The sequence below is a fragment of the Apibacter sp. ESL0404 genome (genome assembly GCF_019469245.1).
GTDB lineage: Bacteria > Bacteroidota > Bacteroidia > Flavobacteriales > Weeksellaceae > Apibacter.
In genome coordinates this window covers 1780048-1797072 of record NZ_CP048267.1, presented here as the reverse complement: position 1 = coordinate 1797072, position 17025 = coordinate 1780048, and the positions used below count along the sequence as shown (strand labels likewise).

Annotated in this window: 11 protein-coding genes; 1 reads left to right on the top strand and 10 read right to left on the bottom strand. The window is 32.8% G+C overall.

Annotated elements, in window-relative coordinates; all coding sequences use genetic code 11:
- Positions 1 to 9: 9 nt before the first annotated feature.
- The 9 genes from GYM72_RS07630 to metH form a co-directional block, all read right to left on the bottom strand.
- Positions 10 to 525 carry a YceI family protein gene (locus GYM72_RS07630; protein ID WP_160564473.1) on the bottom strand — a complete coding sequence of 172 codons (516 nt, stop codon included), beginning with the start codon at positions 523 to 525 and terminating at the stop codon, positions 10 to 12.
- Between the two features lie 329 nt (positions 526 to 854).
- Positions 855 to 1940, bottom strand: coding sequence for a DNA-processing protein DprA (dprA, locus tag GYM72_RS07625; protein WP_220263986.1), 1086 nt, complete (start codon positions 1938 to 1940; stop codon positions 855 to 857).
- A 184-nt stretch (positions 1941 to 2124) separates the two neighbouring features.
- Positions 2125 to 3105, bottom strand: a complete 981-nt coding sequence (gene dusB, locus GYM72_RS07620) for a tRNA dihydrouridine synthase DusB (RefSeq protein WP_220263985.1) — start codon at positions 3103 to 3105, stop codon at positions 2125 to 2127.
- 94 nt (positions 3106 to 3199) lie between these two features.
- Positions 3200 to 4483: a TolC family protein gene (locus GYM72_RS07615; RefSeq protein WP_220263984.1), complete on the bottom strand. Its 1284-nt coding sequence runs from the start codon at positions 4481 to 4483 to the stop codon at positions 3200 to 3202.
- A 12-nt stretch (positions 4484 to 4495) separates the two neighbouring features.
- On the bottom strand, positions 4496 to 7588 hold the full coding sequence (locus GYM72_RS07610) for an efflux RND transporter permease subunit (protein ID WP_220263983.1): 3093 nt from the start codon (positions 7586 to 7588) through the stop codon (positions 4496 to 4498).
- Positions 7589 to 7603: 15 nt separating this feature from the next.
- Positions 7604 to 8728: an efflux RND transporter periplasmic adaptor subunit gene (locus tag GYM72_RS07605; RefSeq protein WP_220263982.1), complete on the bottom strand. Its 1125-nt coding sequence runs from the start codon at positions 8726 to 8728 to the stop codon at positions 7604 to 7606.
- 129 nt (positions 8729 to 8857) lie between these two features.
- Positions 8858 to 10216, bottom strand: a complete 1359-nt coding sequence (locus tag GYM72_RS07600) for a HAMP domain-containing sensor histidine kinase (protein ID WP_220263981.1) — start codon at positions 10214 to 10216, stop codon at positions 8858 to 8860.
- Positions 10213 to 10890: a response regulator transcription factor gene (locus GYM72_RS07595; protein ID WP_220263980.1), complete on the bottom strand. Its 678-nt coding sequence runs from the start codon at positions 10888 to 10890 to the stop codon at positions 10213 to 10215. The genes GYM72_RS07600 and GYM72_RS07595 overlap by 4 nt, the downstream gene beginning before the upstream one ends.
- Positions 10891 to 11042: 152 nt before the next feature.
- Positions 11043 to 13706, bottom strand: a complete 2664-nt coding sequence (gene metH / locus GYM72_RS07590) for a methionine synthase (RefSeq protein WP_220263979.1) — start codon at positions 13704 to 13706, stop codon at positions 11043 to 11045.
- A gap of 108 nt (positions 13707 to 13814) precedes the next feature.
- Here metH and GYM72_RS07585 point away from each other — a divergent pair, with 108 nt between their 5' ends.
- A complete protein-coding gene (locus tag GYM72_RS07585; protein ID WP_220263978.1) occupies positions 13815 to 15119 on the top strand; it encodes a M48 family metallopeptidase in 1305 nt (434 codons plus the stop codon).
- 30 nt (positions 15120 to 15149) lie between these two features.
- Here GYM72_RS07585 and GYM72_RS07580 read toward each other — a convergent pair whose 3' ends face one another.
- Entirely contained in the window at positions 15150 to 16682 is a 1533-nt protein-coding gene (locus GYM72_RS07580) for a DUF6770 family protein (RefSeq protein ID WP_220263977.1), read from the bottom strand.
- Positions 16683 to 17025 lie beyond the last annotated feature (343 nt).

Sequence of the window (17025 nt, the reverse complement as noted above, 5' to 3'; positions counted from 1 at the left end):
TTATATTATTTATTGAGCGATAAACTCTAAATTTATTTGCAATTTAACTTCATTGCTCACTACCAAACCTCCGGCTTCAGTCATTTGACTCCAGTTTAAACCGAAATCTTTACGATTTAATTTTCCGGTAAATTCAAATCCGGCTCGTTGATTATTCCATGGATCTTTGATGATTCCTCCAAAATCTGCATCTAAGGTAATTTCTTTACTTACGTCTCTGATAGTGAGGATGCCCGTGATTTTATTGTCTTTAATACCGGAATCGCTGGTAAAAGTCAGTTTAGGATAGTGAGAAACGTCAAAGAAATCTTCTGATTTTAAATGTGTATCTCGATCAGCAATTTTTGTATTGATAGAATCTACATCGATGGAAAAATCAAATTTTGCATTTGAGAAATCATCACTTTCAGATTCTATGGAACCTTGAAATTTGGTAAATTCTCCGGTTACGGTTGATATTACCATGTGCTTTACTTTAAAGAAGATCTCGGAGTGAGCGGGATCAGTTAACCATTTTGTTTTCATGTTACCTTTTTTTATTAGTAATGAATAATCTTTTAACTATTGATACTTATAGATCAGATATTTTTAAAACATATACTGTACCATATATAAATAAATGATAAGGATAATGGTTATTATTTTTTAATCGATTTTTTGAAAAGAAATTAATAGAAATTTTTTATCATTTTTCCAAAGTAGTTGTTTAGGATGTAATAAATAAATAATTTAAGATTCCGAAAACATTTACAATGATAATAAGTGATTAGACCTTATTTCTCTTTTGATTTTTTTTTAAATTTTTCGGGGATGGGCACTATTTATTACTGATATTTTTATAAATAAGTAGGAGATCAAAGTAAAGAAAAATATTTTCCGGGTAGGGTTTCAATGATGTTTTTAAGTTCTAATTGTAACAAAATCGGCATGAGTTGAAACGTAGGTAAACTTAATTCTAAAGATAAGGCATCAATTTGCAATTTCCCTTTACGTTTTAACAATTCAATAATTTTTAATTCTTGATCTGTGAGATCAATCCATAATTCTTGTTGTAAATTTTTTATAGGAGCTTCTCCAAATAAGGATACCACATCTTCAGGACGGGTGAGTATTTGAGCTTCCAAGTTTCTGATAAGCTGGTTGCATCCCTGGCTGCAAGTATCCGTAACTTTTCCGGGCAAAGCAAATACCTCACGATGATACGAATTAGCAAATTTTACAGTGGAAATGGCACCGCCTCCGTATCCTGATTCTACAATGACCGTTACAGAAGACAACCCGGCAATGATACGATTACGCTGTATAAAATTAGCTCTTTCGGGTTTAGTATTAGGTGCAAATTCGCTAAGGATACCCCCGTTTAGTATCATTCTTTCTGCTAATCCTTTGTGTTGTGGTGGGTAAAGAGTAGATAGGCCGTGAGCAAGTACTCCCAGAGTGGGAATGGCAAGTTCATTAGCTTTCTTATGAGCGCATCCATCCACTCCTAAAGCCAATCCGCTGACAATATTGATTTTTTTGTTTTGAAAGCATTCAACTAATTTTTTAGTAAAATTTTCGCCGTAAGAGGTCATTTTACGAGTCCCTACTATGCTTACTGCGGGTAGCTTCCAATTTATAGCACCTTTATAATAGAGCATTACAGGAGCGTCCGAACATTCCTTTAATAAGTTAGGATAGGAATCATCCCATAGATGCACTATCTGAATATTATTAGTAATGCAATAACCAAACTCTTTATAAGCTTGATCTAAAAGCGATTGATTACCTAAATGTTGAATGGTTTTATGACCTATATGATACACAGAAAGCAATTCTTGAGAAGTTGCAGACCAGACATTTTGTGCGCTTCCGAAATGGCTTATTAATTTCTTAATTGTCATATCGCCGATATGAGGACACATTCGTAAGGCAATGAGATATACAATTTCCTGATTCATTAGTAGATAGCTTTATCAATAGTCTTGATAAAGATAAAGAAAAAATATCGATGTAAAAGAATTTATGGAAAATGTGACGGCTATATTTTTATAAATTAAATTAAAAATTCAACCTTATAATATAATCAGATTTTAGTAATAATAAAATATACACAATCAGGTAAACCATCAATTCAAATAGGAATTAAATTGCTTGATCAGCAAGGAGATCGTCAAATATTTGGTACAATTCTTCTAATGTTAGAGCTGAAAGCAATTGAGTTTTATAGATTTTAAAATTAGGAATTCCCCTAAAATAATTAGAATAATGTTGACGCATTTCTAAAAGGCCTGTGCGTTCGCCTTTCCATTCCACCGACCATGTAGCATGATTTTTAACAGCTTCAACACGTTGTTGCAAATCGGGCGGTGGAAGCTCTTCTCCGTTTTTCAGATAATGTTTAATTTGGCTGAATATCCAAGGATTTCCAATAGCAGCTCTTCCAATCATGATACCATCAACTCCATAGGTTTCTTTATATTCCTTCGCTTTTTTAGCAGAGTTGATGTCACCATTGCCAAAAATAGGAATTTTAATTCTTGGATTGTTTTTAACCCGCGCAATATGAGACCAATCGGAGTGCCCTTTATACATTTGAGATCGTGTTCGTGCATGAATAGTCAGTGCTTGTATTCCTTCGTCTTGCAAACGTTCAGCAATTTCATCAATGGTAATGGAAGATTCATCCCAACCTAAACGGGTTTTTACGGTTACCGGAAGATGAGTGCTTCGTACAACAGCTCGAGTTAAACGAACCATCAAATCAATATCTTTCAGTACTCCCGCACCTGCTCCTTTGCAGGCTACTTTTTTAACCGGGCATCCAAAATTAATGTCAACTAAATCAGGTTGTACGGTTTCAACTATTTTGGAAGATAGAGACATAGCCTCTTCATCTCCGCCAAATATTTGTATTCCTATAGGACGTTCGTAATCGAATATATCAAGCTTTTTCTTACTTTTTATGGCATCTCGTATCAGACCCTCTGAGGAAATAAATTCGGAATACATGAGATCTGCTCCATGCATTTTACACAAACGACGGAAGGGTGGGTCGCTCACATCTTCCATAGGTGCCAAAATAAAGGGAAAGTCTGGTAATTCTATGTTTCCTATTTTAACCAATTATTTAAAATTTTTGCAAAGATATAATCTGCCATTTAAAATACCTAAGGTCTGTAAAAAATACAAGGGTATGAAAAGATTATCGGGTTGAAAATTAAAAATTTATATCCCAAATACCTACAGTTCTTTCCAATCTTACTAGTGCAGAACAGAAATTATATAAGGTTTGATAATAATTTTCCTGTACATCATTATACGTTCTTTGTGCGTCTAAGACTTCAAGAAGAGACGTATTACCTCTTTTATAGGAGTAAATTTTACCTTCAAGAATGGACTTGGACTCGGAAAGCAAACCATTGGAAAACTGCTGCATTTGTTTTTTGGTATTAACATAATTTTGATACGCCTGAGTAACTTCAGTTTGAATTTGAAGTTCCACTTGCTTATATTCTAAATCTGCTTGTTGAATGGTATAATGTGCTGTTTGCACTTCCCCTTTTCGGTTGTTTAAAAAACGAAGAGGTATGGAAAGTCCGGCTGTTACCCCCGTATGATACGGAGAAGGCGCTTCTTCATTGGTAGCTTTTCCGTTAAATTGCATTCCGGCACTAATTCCTAAATCCATTACTCGATTGGCTTTCGCTAACTTCAGCATTTTTTGTGAAACTTCTTTATTTTGTAAAGCGGCTTGTAAATCGGCACGATTATTTTGTGCGGTTGTTATCAAATCAGCCAAATCAAAATCTCTGTTAAAGTCGGTAAAATTGCTGTTAGCTGTATATAAAGTATCTTTTTGAGATTTACCCATGACTAAATTTAAGGCAAGTAAAGAGTTTTTCCATTCCGACTCGGCTTTAAAGACTTCATTGAGCATGAATTGAGCTTCCAACTTACTTTGTTTAGAATCTGTAAGAGTAATCTCTCCTAATTTATATCGAATACTGTCGGATGCGGCTAAATTGGATAACGTTTTATAAGAATTGAGTTGTACATCCAACAGGTTTTTATTTTGAATACATTCCAAAAACTGCAAAGAAGCATCCGCATATAAATTTCGTAAGTAATCTTGTAACAAATAACGATTTAAATCAACTTGACTTTTAGCTAAGTCGATACGGGCTTTTCGTTTTCCTCCCAGCTCGATAGTCCATCCTAAGCCGGTTTCCAAATTGTTACCCATATGTTTTTGGTTGCTATTTCCTTCAATGTTCCATTCCACATCAGGAATAATTTTCGCATTTTCAACCTCGGCTTCAGCGAGATTTACCGTATATTTTTGTGCTGCATATTCCAAATTGTTATTCTTAACCTGCTGAATAAAATCAATATAGTTGAGTTGTTTTTTAGCAAAGGTGGTATCAACAACTTGAGCTGGTACTATTAGCGGTATAAACAGGAGGCAGATGAATATCGATAGAATCGTATACTTTGATTTCATAAATTTCAGGGTTTAAATCTCTTCTTTTTGTTCATCTTTTCCCCATTTGTTTTCAATAATATAATATAGAGCCGGTAAGGCAAACAGGGTAATAACAGTTGAAAATAATAGTCCATATACAATTACGGTAGCTAAAGGTCGTTGTACATCCGAACCAATACCCGTAGCTAAAGAAGCAGGGAGCAAACCTAAAATAGCCACTGTTGCAGTCATTAGTACCGGTCTGAATCGGTCTTTTGCACCCAATAGTACTGCCCGGAGAAGTGTTTGTCCTTGTTTTCGTAAAAAGTTTATATGCGAAATCATAATTACGCCATTTTGTATAGCTACTCCCGATAAAGCAATAAATCCAACTGCTGAAGAAACATTTAAAGTCATGCCCCTTACATTTAATGCTAACATTCCGCCAAATAAAGCCAGGGGAACAATGCTCATCAGCAAACCGGCTTGTCTGAAATTTCCGAAGGCGCTGTATAATAAGATAAACATAATTCCCAAAGACAAAGGAATGATAAAAGCCAAACGAGCATAAGCTCTGTTTTGGTTTTCAAATTGTCCTCCCCATTTAATATGGTATTTTTCGTGATTATATTTTACTTCTTTTTCTATTTTATGTTGTGCTTCTACTAAGAATTTACCTAAGTCTCGATCTCGCAAATTAAGTTTTACCGTTAAATGCCTTTTATTCATTTCTCTCGTAATGGTACTTTCTCCTGTACTTAACTTGATATCGCAAACTTGTGATAGTGGTATTTTGGCTCCTGTTTCAGAGGTAAGCATCAAATTTGAAATTTTATCAGGCGTATTTCTGCTGTTTTCATCGTAACGACAGATAATATCGTAAACTTTATTTCCTATAAAAATTTGAGAAATGGCTTTCCCGCCAATGGCTACTTCAATAAGTTCTGCAACATCTGCTACATTTAAACCATATTGGGCAATTTTGTCCCTGTTTGCAATTATTTGAAGTTGAGGTAGGGGCGGTTCTTGATCGATAGCTAAATCTACTGCTCCTTTAACAGTTTTTAAAGTTTTCATAACATCCTCGGCAATTCTTCGAGTTTCCCCGAAATCATCTCCGTAAATTTTTACTACCAGCTCACTATGAGCTCCGGATATTTTATCCATTACCCCATCTATCATAGGTTGAGAAAACCCGACGGTAAAACCGGGAAGTTTTGAATATTCTTTTTCCAGTTCAGCGATAAGGTCGTATTTGGTTTTTCCTTTTTTCCATTCCTTGTAAGGCTTTAATCCAATAGAAACCTCAAAATGAGATGCCGTCCATGGGTCGGTACCGTCGTCATTTCTACCGGCTTGTACCGTGATATAAGTTACTTCATCATATTTCATGGTACGTGCGCGTAGCGTGTCGCTTAATTCTTTAGACTTTTCAACGGAAATACCCGGCGGAAGCTGAACTTGGAGCCATATAGATCCCTCATCCAAAGGAGGCAGAAAATCTTTTCCAACATAAAAAGCCAGTAGAAAAGTAACTCCCAGTAAAATTCCTAAAGGAAGAAATATTTTTTTCGGAGCTTTCATAATCCTTTGTATGTTTATAAAATAGCGATCAGTCAGTTTTTCCAACCATTTATTATGATAGAGTTTTTGGGGCTTTCTGTATATAAAATAGGCCAATCCGGGAATCAGTAATAAGGCAACGAGAAGGGCACCGAATAAGGCATAGCTGACTGTAAATGCCATCGGAGTAAATAATTTTTTTTCAACTCTTTCGAACGCAAAAAGAGGCAGATAAGCAGTAATAATGATGATGGTGGAAAATAAAATAGGTTTTGCAACTTCGGCCGCCCTTTGCGCAATGGTTTTTTCTTGCAATTCTTCATTAGGTTCTTCTTCTCGTTTCCGCAATATAGTTTCCATCATAACGATGGCACCATCTACAATGATTCCAAAATCTATAGCTCCCAAAGAAAGCAAATTTGCCGGAATATGTGTGAAGTACATCAAGATGAAAGCAATGAGAAGAGAAAGAGGAATGGTTACGGCAACCAACAAAGCACCTCTCCAACTTCCTAAAAAAACAATTAGTACGACAATAACCAATGACATCCCTTCAAACAGGGTGTGCGAAACAGTATTCAAGGTGGTGTTCACCAATTCGGTTCTGTCTAAAAACGGATGTATTTTTACGCCTTCCGGTAAGATTTGAGTATTCAAATCGTTTACTGCTTCATGAACTCCTTCTAAAACCTTAGATGGATTTTGTCCTTTTAATAAAAGTACGATTCCTTCAATACTCTCAGAATAGTTTCTTTTTTTATCTGTATAACCTAAAATTCCTTTTCGTTCAATGTTTCCGTATTTAAGCTTTCCTATGTCATTTAATAAAATAGGAACTCCATTTTCCGATTTGACTACTATTTTACCGATATCTTCCAGGTTTTTAACTAATCCGATTCCACGAATAACATATCCTAAATCTCCATGAGGTAAAATACTTCCTCCTGCATTAACATTGTTATTTTCAATGGTTTTAATGACTTCTCCTAACGATAATTGATACTGATCGAGTTTTTTTGGGTCCAGCTCAATTTGAAACTGGGTAGTAATTCCTCCGAAATTTGTTACATCGGCAATTCCAGCTACTTGCTTAATTCGTGGAATAATTACGAAATTTTGCAGATCGGTCAATTCGCGTAAATCGTGCGTTTTACTTTCTATAATGTATCGATAAATTTCTCCAATAGGTGAAGTTAAAGGGTCTAATTCGGGAGTTGCCTCATAAGGTAATTCTACATCATTTAATCGTTCTTGTATTCTCATCCTCGCCCAATAATCATCTACACCGTCTTCAAATACGATGGTAATAATGGAAAGTCCGAAGGTGCTTTTACTGCGCATTACATGCATTCCCGGAAGACCGTTTAGGGCCCGTTCCACCGGAATAGTTATTTGTTGTTCTATTTCTTCCGCCGCTAATCCGGGAACTTGGGTGACCACTTGAGATGTTACATCCGCGATATCCGGATAGGCTTCAATGGAAAGGTGCTTCCAGGAATAATACCCGAATAGAGCAAGCATAACAAAAAGGGCAACCAGTACCCAACGTTTGTGTATAGTTGTTTGAATAAGTTTATTCATGTTTTTCTTTTTGTTTTATTGGGCTTCCAGTAAATATATTCCTCCTTCGGTCACTATATTTTCTCCTGCTTTAATTCCCTTTTTTATTTCGGTTTTGTCTTTTGAAATGTCTTTGGTTTCAACCTTTTTCTTGATGAATTTATTTTTATTTACTTGTACGAATACAAATTGATCATCGTTTACTTGATAAATTGCCCGGGTAGGAACTGTTAAAGTTTCTTCCGGTTCATTTTTAAAATGAACGTTTACATACATTCCCGGTTTCAGGGATCTGTCCGAATTGTCGCATTCAACCAAAACTTCAACACTTCGGGTGTCTTCATCCACCATTTCATTGACGTGGAATATTTTGCCGGTTATATTTTTATCGGGAAAAGCGTCTGCCTGTATGGTAACTTCTTTTAGTTTATTTATGAATCCTAAGTCTTTTTCTTTTATTTGTCCGGCAATCCATACTTTATTTAATTCTGCTATGGTGGCTATTGGTTCAGCTTCTTCTTTGATATATTGACCGATAACTATTTTGCTGGTAATAATTTCCCCTTTGATTGGAGAGGTAACAACTAAGGGCTGCCCTAATTTTAAACTGCCGGGATTTATATTAAAAACTTTTAACGCAGCTTTTGCATTTTCAAGTGCGGATCTTTTGGTTTCGTAATCGGTTTTAGCTTCTTCAACCACTCGTTGTATTCCTACTCCGTGCTCTAATAGGTCTTTTTGTCTTTTAAGATTTAAATTTGATAAGGAATATTCTTGTTGTGCTTCAAAATAATCTTTTTGTGCATTGAAATATTCGGGAGAGCTGATGGCGAAAAGAGGAGAACCCACGTCTACCTTTTGTCCCAGCTTTACAAAGGATTGGGTAATTCTGCCTGCAAACGGAGGTACTATTTCCGCATAACCGGTTGGTATGGCTCTGACGACTCCTACGGTCGCTAAGTCGGGGCTTAACCATTCACTTTTTACGGGTTCTATTTTTAAGTGATTATTTACGTTAGAATTATCCGGTAAAATAATTGTGTTTCCACTAACAGTAAATTCTGGACTTTCTTCTTCTGTATTTTGTTTATGGCATGAAAAAGTTATAAAGCATAATCCTAAAATTAGTAAGTTGATGTTTCGGATTTTTATATTTTTCATATTTTCCGCCTTTTTTAAAAATTCTTAATTTTTTTTGTATACAAAAATAAGGTAACTAATTGTTAATGAATATTAAAAAAGATTTAAAAAAAAATTAGAATTTTATTAGAAAAGAATGCAATACAAAGGTTATAATAGAATGGTAAGGGTAGTACCTTGATGCAATTGACTGGTTACGTTGATAGTTCCGGAATGCAGTTCAATAATTTTTTTAGTAAGAGAAAGGCCGATTCCGTTTCCGTAGCTAAAGCATTTATTTTTTCCTCTATAAAAAGGAGTGAAAATTTTGGTGATATCTTCCGTTGGAATTCCAATTCCACGGTCTGAAAATTTCAGTTGAAGTTTTAAATTACTAGTTGAAATGGATATATGGCACAGGTGATCTTCGGAAAACTTACATCCGTTTTCAATAAGATTGATAAAGGCTACTTTTAACAAATATTCGTTGCCCATTAGTACTGTTTCATTATCGAGAATGAAATCATCTTCAAAAAATAATTTTGTTTGATAGGCAGCATTTGCTTGTTGTATTTGACTGCAGGCATCTATAAGGATTTCATCGATCCTTGTTGGCTTAAATGTTATTTTAGAAGGATCATAACTGGCTTTTGCCAGATCAAGCAAATTATTAGATAATTTAGTGATTTTTTTAGCATCTGATAGGGCGTTTTTCAAAATCCTTTGATATTCTTCCGAAGTTTTTTGATGATGTAAAGAAAGTTCCAGTTCAGCAATAATGGCTGCTAACGGGGTTCGTAATTCATGGGAAATATTGGAAACAAAATGTTTTTGCGTTTCAAAAGAATTTTCCAACCGATTCAGCATTTGATTAAATGTAATTGCCAATTCGGAAAGCTCATCCTTATCAGGTTTGGTTTTCAATCTAACCGTTAAATGATTGGCTGATATTTTTTTCATTTCCGTGGTTAGATTTTTAATCGGTTGGAATACTTTTTTAGAAAAATAATATCCGACAAGGATGATAAAAAGTGTGGAAAATATAAAGATAATACATGAATTTCTCAATAAGGACTTGAGTTCATTGTATCCGTATTGGTCATAGGCAGCCGCAGTGATTATGTATTTATTGTTATTATAGGAATAGATAAGTCCTATTACTTGCCAGTCGCCCTGATGAAATTTGATCTCTCCTTTGGAATAAATTTCATGAATCATATCAGGAGTTTCTTTCACAAAATCAATATCTACTGCATCATGATAGAGAAGATGAAATTCTTTATCGTATACAGCTACTTCAACTTCTTGAATTGTTTGATAATTGTTATGATAAATTTGTTGAAGAGTTTGTGGGGGTACTTTCGCTTTAAAATAAAGATTTGCTTTGGTTATGGCTTCTTTTTTTAATAAAGAATAAAATTCATTGTCTCTGTTTTGTTTGGCTGAAATATAAATGATAGTGGCAAATATCAGCAATATGGATGCTGTAATCAAAGAAAACAATAGGGTGATCTGAGTACGAATTTTCATGTATCGGATTTTAATATAAATCCCATACCGGAGCGCGTGTGAATAAGTTTTTTTTCAAAATCTTTATCTACTTTTTTTCGTAAGTAGTTAATATACACGTCTATAAAATTAGTTCCCGTATCAAAATGAGTGTTCCATACTTTTTCGGCAATTTCCGTTCTGGAAATAATTCTGCCTTGATTTTGTAATAAAAATTCCAGGAGTTTAAATTCTTTTAGGGTAAGATTTAATTCTTTATTGCTTCTCTTCACAATTTTCGTCTGCAAATTCATTTCCAGATCACAAAATTTTAAGATAAATCCTAATTTATTTTTGGATGATCTTTTTAACAGAGCTTTTATTCTTGCTGTCAACTCTCTCATTTCAAAAGGCTTGACTAGATAATCGTCCGCTCCGGCATCAAAACCGTCAATTTTATCGTCGGTAGTTCCCAATGCAGTTAACATGATAATGGGAAGTTCCGGTTTTAACATTCTTATTTCTTTACAAAGAGCTATTCCATTAATTTCAGGCAATATAATATCCGTAATTATCAGGTCAAAATCATGGCTGAGAAACAAATCTTTTGCCGATAAACCGTCATAAGCTAAGGTTGCAGTAAATCCTTGTTCCTTAAGACCCTTTTTTATCAGTTCCGAAACTCTTAAATCGTCTTCAACTAATAGAATATTCATAATTGCAAATGTACCTTTTCTTTTTATATTAGATAAGGAATTATTGGCTTAGTAATGTTCTCTATAAAGAAAAGTAGTATCTTAGTTTAGCTTTTATAAATATTTAATTTATTCCTTTTAAAAACAAGAATAAAAGTGAGATAGTAAGATTCTTAGGCTAAATTAGGTTTAAGCCAATATTGTGCGTCTTCAAGTTTTATTTCTTTACGTTTAGCATAATCTTTAACTTGTTCTTGCGTAATTTTCCCTAATCCGAAATAGTTAGATTGTGGATTTGCAAAATAATATCCCGAAATTGAAGAAGCCGGATACATTGCAAGACTCTCAGTCAATTGTACTCCAATACGATCCGTAACATCCAACAATTCCCAAATAGTGAGCTTTTCTAAATGATCCGGACAAGCAGGATAACCGGGAGCGGGACGTATGCCTTGATATTTTTCTTTAAATAGTGATTGATTATCCAAGATTTCATCGGGAGCATATCCCCAAATTTCTTTTCTTACCTTATGATGCATGTATTCAGCCAAGGCTTCCACAAATCTATCCGAAACAGCTTTTATCATAATAGCCGAATAATCGTCATGGTTTGTTTCGTAATGTTTGGCCAAGGCTTCTGCTCCAAAAATAGAAACAGCGAAACATCCTATATAGTCGTGTAAATTTTCTTTGTTTTTAGGTAAAATAAAGTCGGATAGGGCTAAGTTTGGTTTTCCTTCTGACTTTACAGATTGCTGCCGTAAGGTTCGAAATGTATGAATTAGTTTATTGTCATTCGAGTAAATTTCAATATCGTCTTGTTCATTGGAATTGGCTTTAAATAATCCAATTACGGCTTTGGGTTGCAATAGTTTTTCAGCAATTACTTTTTCAATCATTTGTAATGCATCGTGATATAATTTTGTGGCTTCATCGCCGGTTACTTCATCTGAAAGCAAATCGGGATATTTTCCTGTCAGTTGCCAAGTTCTGAAAAAGGGTTGCCAATCGATATATTCCGTTAGATCTTCCAGGAGTATGGAAGAAAAAACCTGTACACCTAGCTGTTTGGGTTTACAGGGAATGTATTGATTCCAATCAATAGTTAGTTTATTTTTACGAGCTTGTTCTAGCGTAAGATATTCTTTTTCAGTACTTCTATTTAAATAGCCTTCTCTTAAATGGGCATATTCTTCTGATATTTTTTTCTTAAAATCCTCGCTTTGTGAAGAGAGTAAAGAAGATGCAACGGTAACAGATTTAGAGGCATCTAAGACATGAACAACTGTATGACTATATTTAGGGGCAATTTTTAAGGCGGTATGGATTTTTGAAGTAGTAGCTCCTCCAATCATGACCGGAAATGAAAGATTTCTTCTTTCGAGTTCTTCAACCACGTGGATCATTTCATCTAAAGAAGGAGTAATTAAACCGCTAAGTCCAATCAAATCCACCTTCTCACGGATGGCGGTTTCGATAATTGTTTCCTTAGGAACCATAACTCCTAAATCTATAATTTCATAGTTATTACAAGCCAATACGACTCCGACTATATTTTTACCGATATCATGAACATCACCTTTAACGGTAGCCATTAGTATTTTACCGTTAGATTGAGATTCTCCGTTTTTTTCTGCTTCAATGAAAGGTTGCAAGTATGCAACAGCCTTTTTCATTACTCGAGCAGTTTTAACCACTTGAGGAAGAAACATTTTACCTGCTCCAAATAACTCGCCAACCGTATTCATTCCATCCATTAAAGGACCTTCAATTACATCCAAAGGTTTATTGGCTTGTAAACGGGCTTCTTCAACATCTTGTTCAATGTAGTCCGCATTGCCCTTTATCAAAGCAAATTCCAATCTTTTTTCAATCGGCCACGACCTCCATTCTTCTATTTTTTGCTCTTTTGTATCCTTATTTTCAACAATAGTTTCTGCATATTCTATAAGCCTTTCGGTAGCTTCTTCATCTCTATCAAATAAGACGTCTTCAATTTTTTTTAGTAATTGCGGTTCAATCTCTTGATAAATGGCCAGTTGGGTGGGATTGACAATTCCCATATCCAATCCGTATTGGATGGCATGATATAGAAATGCTGCATTAATCGATTCCCGAACTTTATTATTTCCTCTAAACGAAAAGGATACATTACTTACTCCTCCCGAAACGAAACACCCCGGAAGATTTTCTTTCACCCATTGAGTTCCTTCAAAAAAATCAAGTGCATTTCTTCGGTGTTCTTTCATTCCGGTACCTACCGGGAAAATATTGAGGTCGAAGATGATATCATAAGGGTTAATGTTTAATTGATGAACCAAAATATCATAGGAGCGTTGAGATATAATTTTTCGTTTTTCCAAATTATCGGCTTGTCCTTCTTCATCAAATGCCATAACTATCATAGCCGCTCCGTATCGTTTGATGATTTTGGCTTTTTTTATAAATTCTTCTTCTCCTTCTTTAAGGCTGATGGAATTAACTATTCCTTTTCCTTGAATGTTCTTTAATCCGGCTTCAATGACTTCCCAATTTGAAGAATCGATAACGATAGGAACTCGTGCTATATCGGGTTCAGAAGCAATCAAACGTAAAAAGGTAGTCATAGCTTTCACGCCGTCAATTAAGCCTTCATCCATGCAAATATCAATGATCTGAGCTCCTCCATCCACTTGATCTCGGGCAATTGAAAGAGCTTCATCAAATTTTTCATTTTTTATCAGATTTAAAAATTTACGCGATCCGGTAACATTGGTCCTTTCACCGATGTTTATAAAATTGCTTCCAGGATAAACAGTAAAAACTTCTAATCCTGATAATTTTAATGTATTCTGCATGGGGTAATTCAAAGAATTAACAAAGTTACGATTATTTGTAAGGATTATAAATCGAATATTTGGAATTTAGCACAAATACTTTATTTTTGGATTTAAAAAATTAACAAAATGAAAATTCTAAAGTGTGTTTTTCTTGTTTTTACAAATTTGTTATTGGCTCAAAATTATATTCCTATTGACACTCTTGATAAAACTGCTAGAGAATTGGCTGCTTCTTCTTTTGAAAATTCAGCCGGTGAGTGGGTAAAATCGATTCAGAATAAATATCCTAAAAAGATAGGAAAATTAATGGCAAAAAATTATGAGGAATTTAATAAAGAATTTGAAAAGAAGATTAAGGAAGGGACATTTATATATGATTCTCGTTTTTCTTCTTACGTGGATTCTATTTTTAATCAATTAAAAAAAGGAAATTCTAATCTTCCTCAAAATTTAATTTTTTTAATTTCTAAGGATCCGAGTTTAAATGCTTATTGTTTACCCAATGGAACCTTTGTTTTAAATATGGGCTTATTTTATTGGTTGGATAATGATGATGAATTTGCATCTGTTTTAGCTCACGAATTGAGTCATGATATGTTAAAACATTCTTTGAAAACAGAAGAAAAAAGAGTCTCTGATCAATTATCTACCAGCACCAAAAATCAAATTAAAAGTATTAAAAAGCAAAAATATAATAAATCCAGTGCAGCTCTTGATCTTTTTAAAGCAAAGCTATATGCAACCGGTGAGATGAGAAAAAATAATGAATACCAAGCAGATTCTTTAGGTTTTGTATTGCTTAAAAATTCACCTTTTAATGAAATGGTTTTTATTGATGCTCTTGAATTAATGGCTGAATACGATTCTGTTAAACTTAAGGGTGTTAAAGAAAATATTTATAGAAAAATATTTAATTTACCTAATCAACCTTTTAATGAGAATTGGTTTAAAACGGAAGATTTTTCAAATTATGATTATTCTTTATATCAAGAAAAAATTAATAAGGATTCAATTTCCACTCATCCGGAAATTGAGGATAGAATTAAAAAATTAAAATCAAGTTTTACTTTTGTTAATAAAAATTCTATAAAGAATAAGCCATCTAAGGAATTTGTTGAGTTACAAAGGATTGCTCATTTTGAACAAATTCCGTCTATGTATTTCTTTGAAGAATACGGCAAAGGAATCTATTTGTCATTAATACAATTACAAAAGAATAGTAAGGATTTTTATTACAGAGAATGGATGGGTAAGTGTTTTGAAAAAATATATGAGGGAAGAAAAAATTATAAATTAAACAGATATTTAGAAAGGGTTGATCCTGAAAATCAAACGAAAAGTTACCAAAGATTTTTAAATTTTATGTGGAATTTGTCTTTAGATGAAATCAAAAATATTTCCGATTATTATAACAAAAAAACATCTACTTAGTAGATGTTTTTTTTAACTATATTATTTATTTTAATAATTAATTTTCTCTAATCGTATCTGATTATATTTGTCTTTTTCATTATACTCCCTTAACATTATATAGCCTTCTTTAGCTACCATCGGTAAAATAGTAAACTTATCTTCTTTGGAATAGATGGTTATAGTTTCTTCTTTTAGTTTTCCATCAATAATTGTATTGACTCCTAAAATCCATGTTTTATCAGATTTTAAATAATCTATAAAAAAGAAAGCAACTCCATGGTCATTTTTGATATATTGGGAGAATAAATAATCTGAAATGTATCCTTTTGAAAGCTCTTTATGTATGGTAGAAATTGATTTATTATTAAATGAAGCGTCCATATTGAAAAGGATAAAATCAGTTGTTTTTTGCCTAGATGTGGTGGCTAATTTTGTTATATCACCAAGAATAGGGATTGGTAAATAAACACCTTCTTTTGCGGGTTTGTATTTTTCAGTTAAAATTGATATAGATCCATCATTAAATATAAAAAATTGGATGGGTCTCAGTTGGTAATTACTTTCCACTCTACCGTTTTTATCAACATCAATTTTGCTTTTGAATTCATCCCATTGGGTATATTTTTTTGAAACCACTTTTCCGGTTTCATTTAAAACTATTTTATAATATCCTAGATTTTTATCTAAATTAAAATCGGTTTTTTTACTGTATTTGGAATAGTTTCCGGTTAATATGAGCTGTTTATTAGCTTCCTTTACATATAATGTATGCGAATATTCACTTTTATTATTTTCTAAAATATATTCAAATTTCTTTTCACCTTTTGTTGCATCTAAAGCAACAATTTTAAATTCTTCGGGATATTTTGAGTTATGTTGGGATTCTAACAAATAAATAAGGTTATTTGAAATACTACGAACTGTAAGTTGTTTGAAATTATTCTCTTTTCCTACAGGATTATATTCATAACTCCATAATAGTTCTAGTTTAGTATTGTAGAAACGTATGTTTTTGTTTGAACCGAATTTAACAAAGGATTTTTCAATGATGAAAATAGAATTGTGTTTGTGGTCTACATAAAATATTCCACTATAATCTATGTGTTTCATCATTTTTCTATAATCTTTAAAAGTTTTAGGTATTTCAACTATATTACCGTTTTTGTACCAGTATTCGGGAGAAATTGTTTTGTTTTTAATAGTGAGTATATTGAAAGAATTGATTGTTAAACTAAATGCGGGATGGTTAAGTTTATATTTGATCAATATTTCATTATCATTGATAAGGGAACAATCACTATATTTTCTTTTTACAAATCTGCTGATTTTTCTAGTAAATGTATTATTAGAAACTTTATTAAGATTTTTATCAAGAATCACATATTCTATTTTTTCATTTTCTTTATCTATTTTTCCTTGATCAAAAAAGTAAATATATCCATAAACTTTACTCTCTTGAGTGTATAAAATCTGACCGTAGACTAATTCTCCATCGGCTAAATTAGCTAGATCTTGAGTTTGAGCAGAAAAATAATAAGTTATAAAAAATAATAATAAGGTAGTCCAAATTTTCTGTTTCATATTTAGTTAATTTATTTGAATTCATTATGTTAAAATATTTTTTTTTAAATACATAATATTTACCAATTTCTTTTTAAGCTGTAAATTAATTTATCATTGAAAAAATATTAATAATTAAGGTTTAGATATTTTTAATGTATATAAATTTAATTTTAACTAATTGTATGTTAATATTGTAACAAATAAATTATATTTAAAATTCAAAAATAATAAAAACTTATTTTAAATATTAAATATTCAATTTTATAAATAGTATTTATTTTGAATAATTATTTTATAAATGGTGATAAATTTGCTAAAAATCAATTATTTTGCTGTAAAAAAATTTCATTATATATTTTAA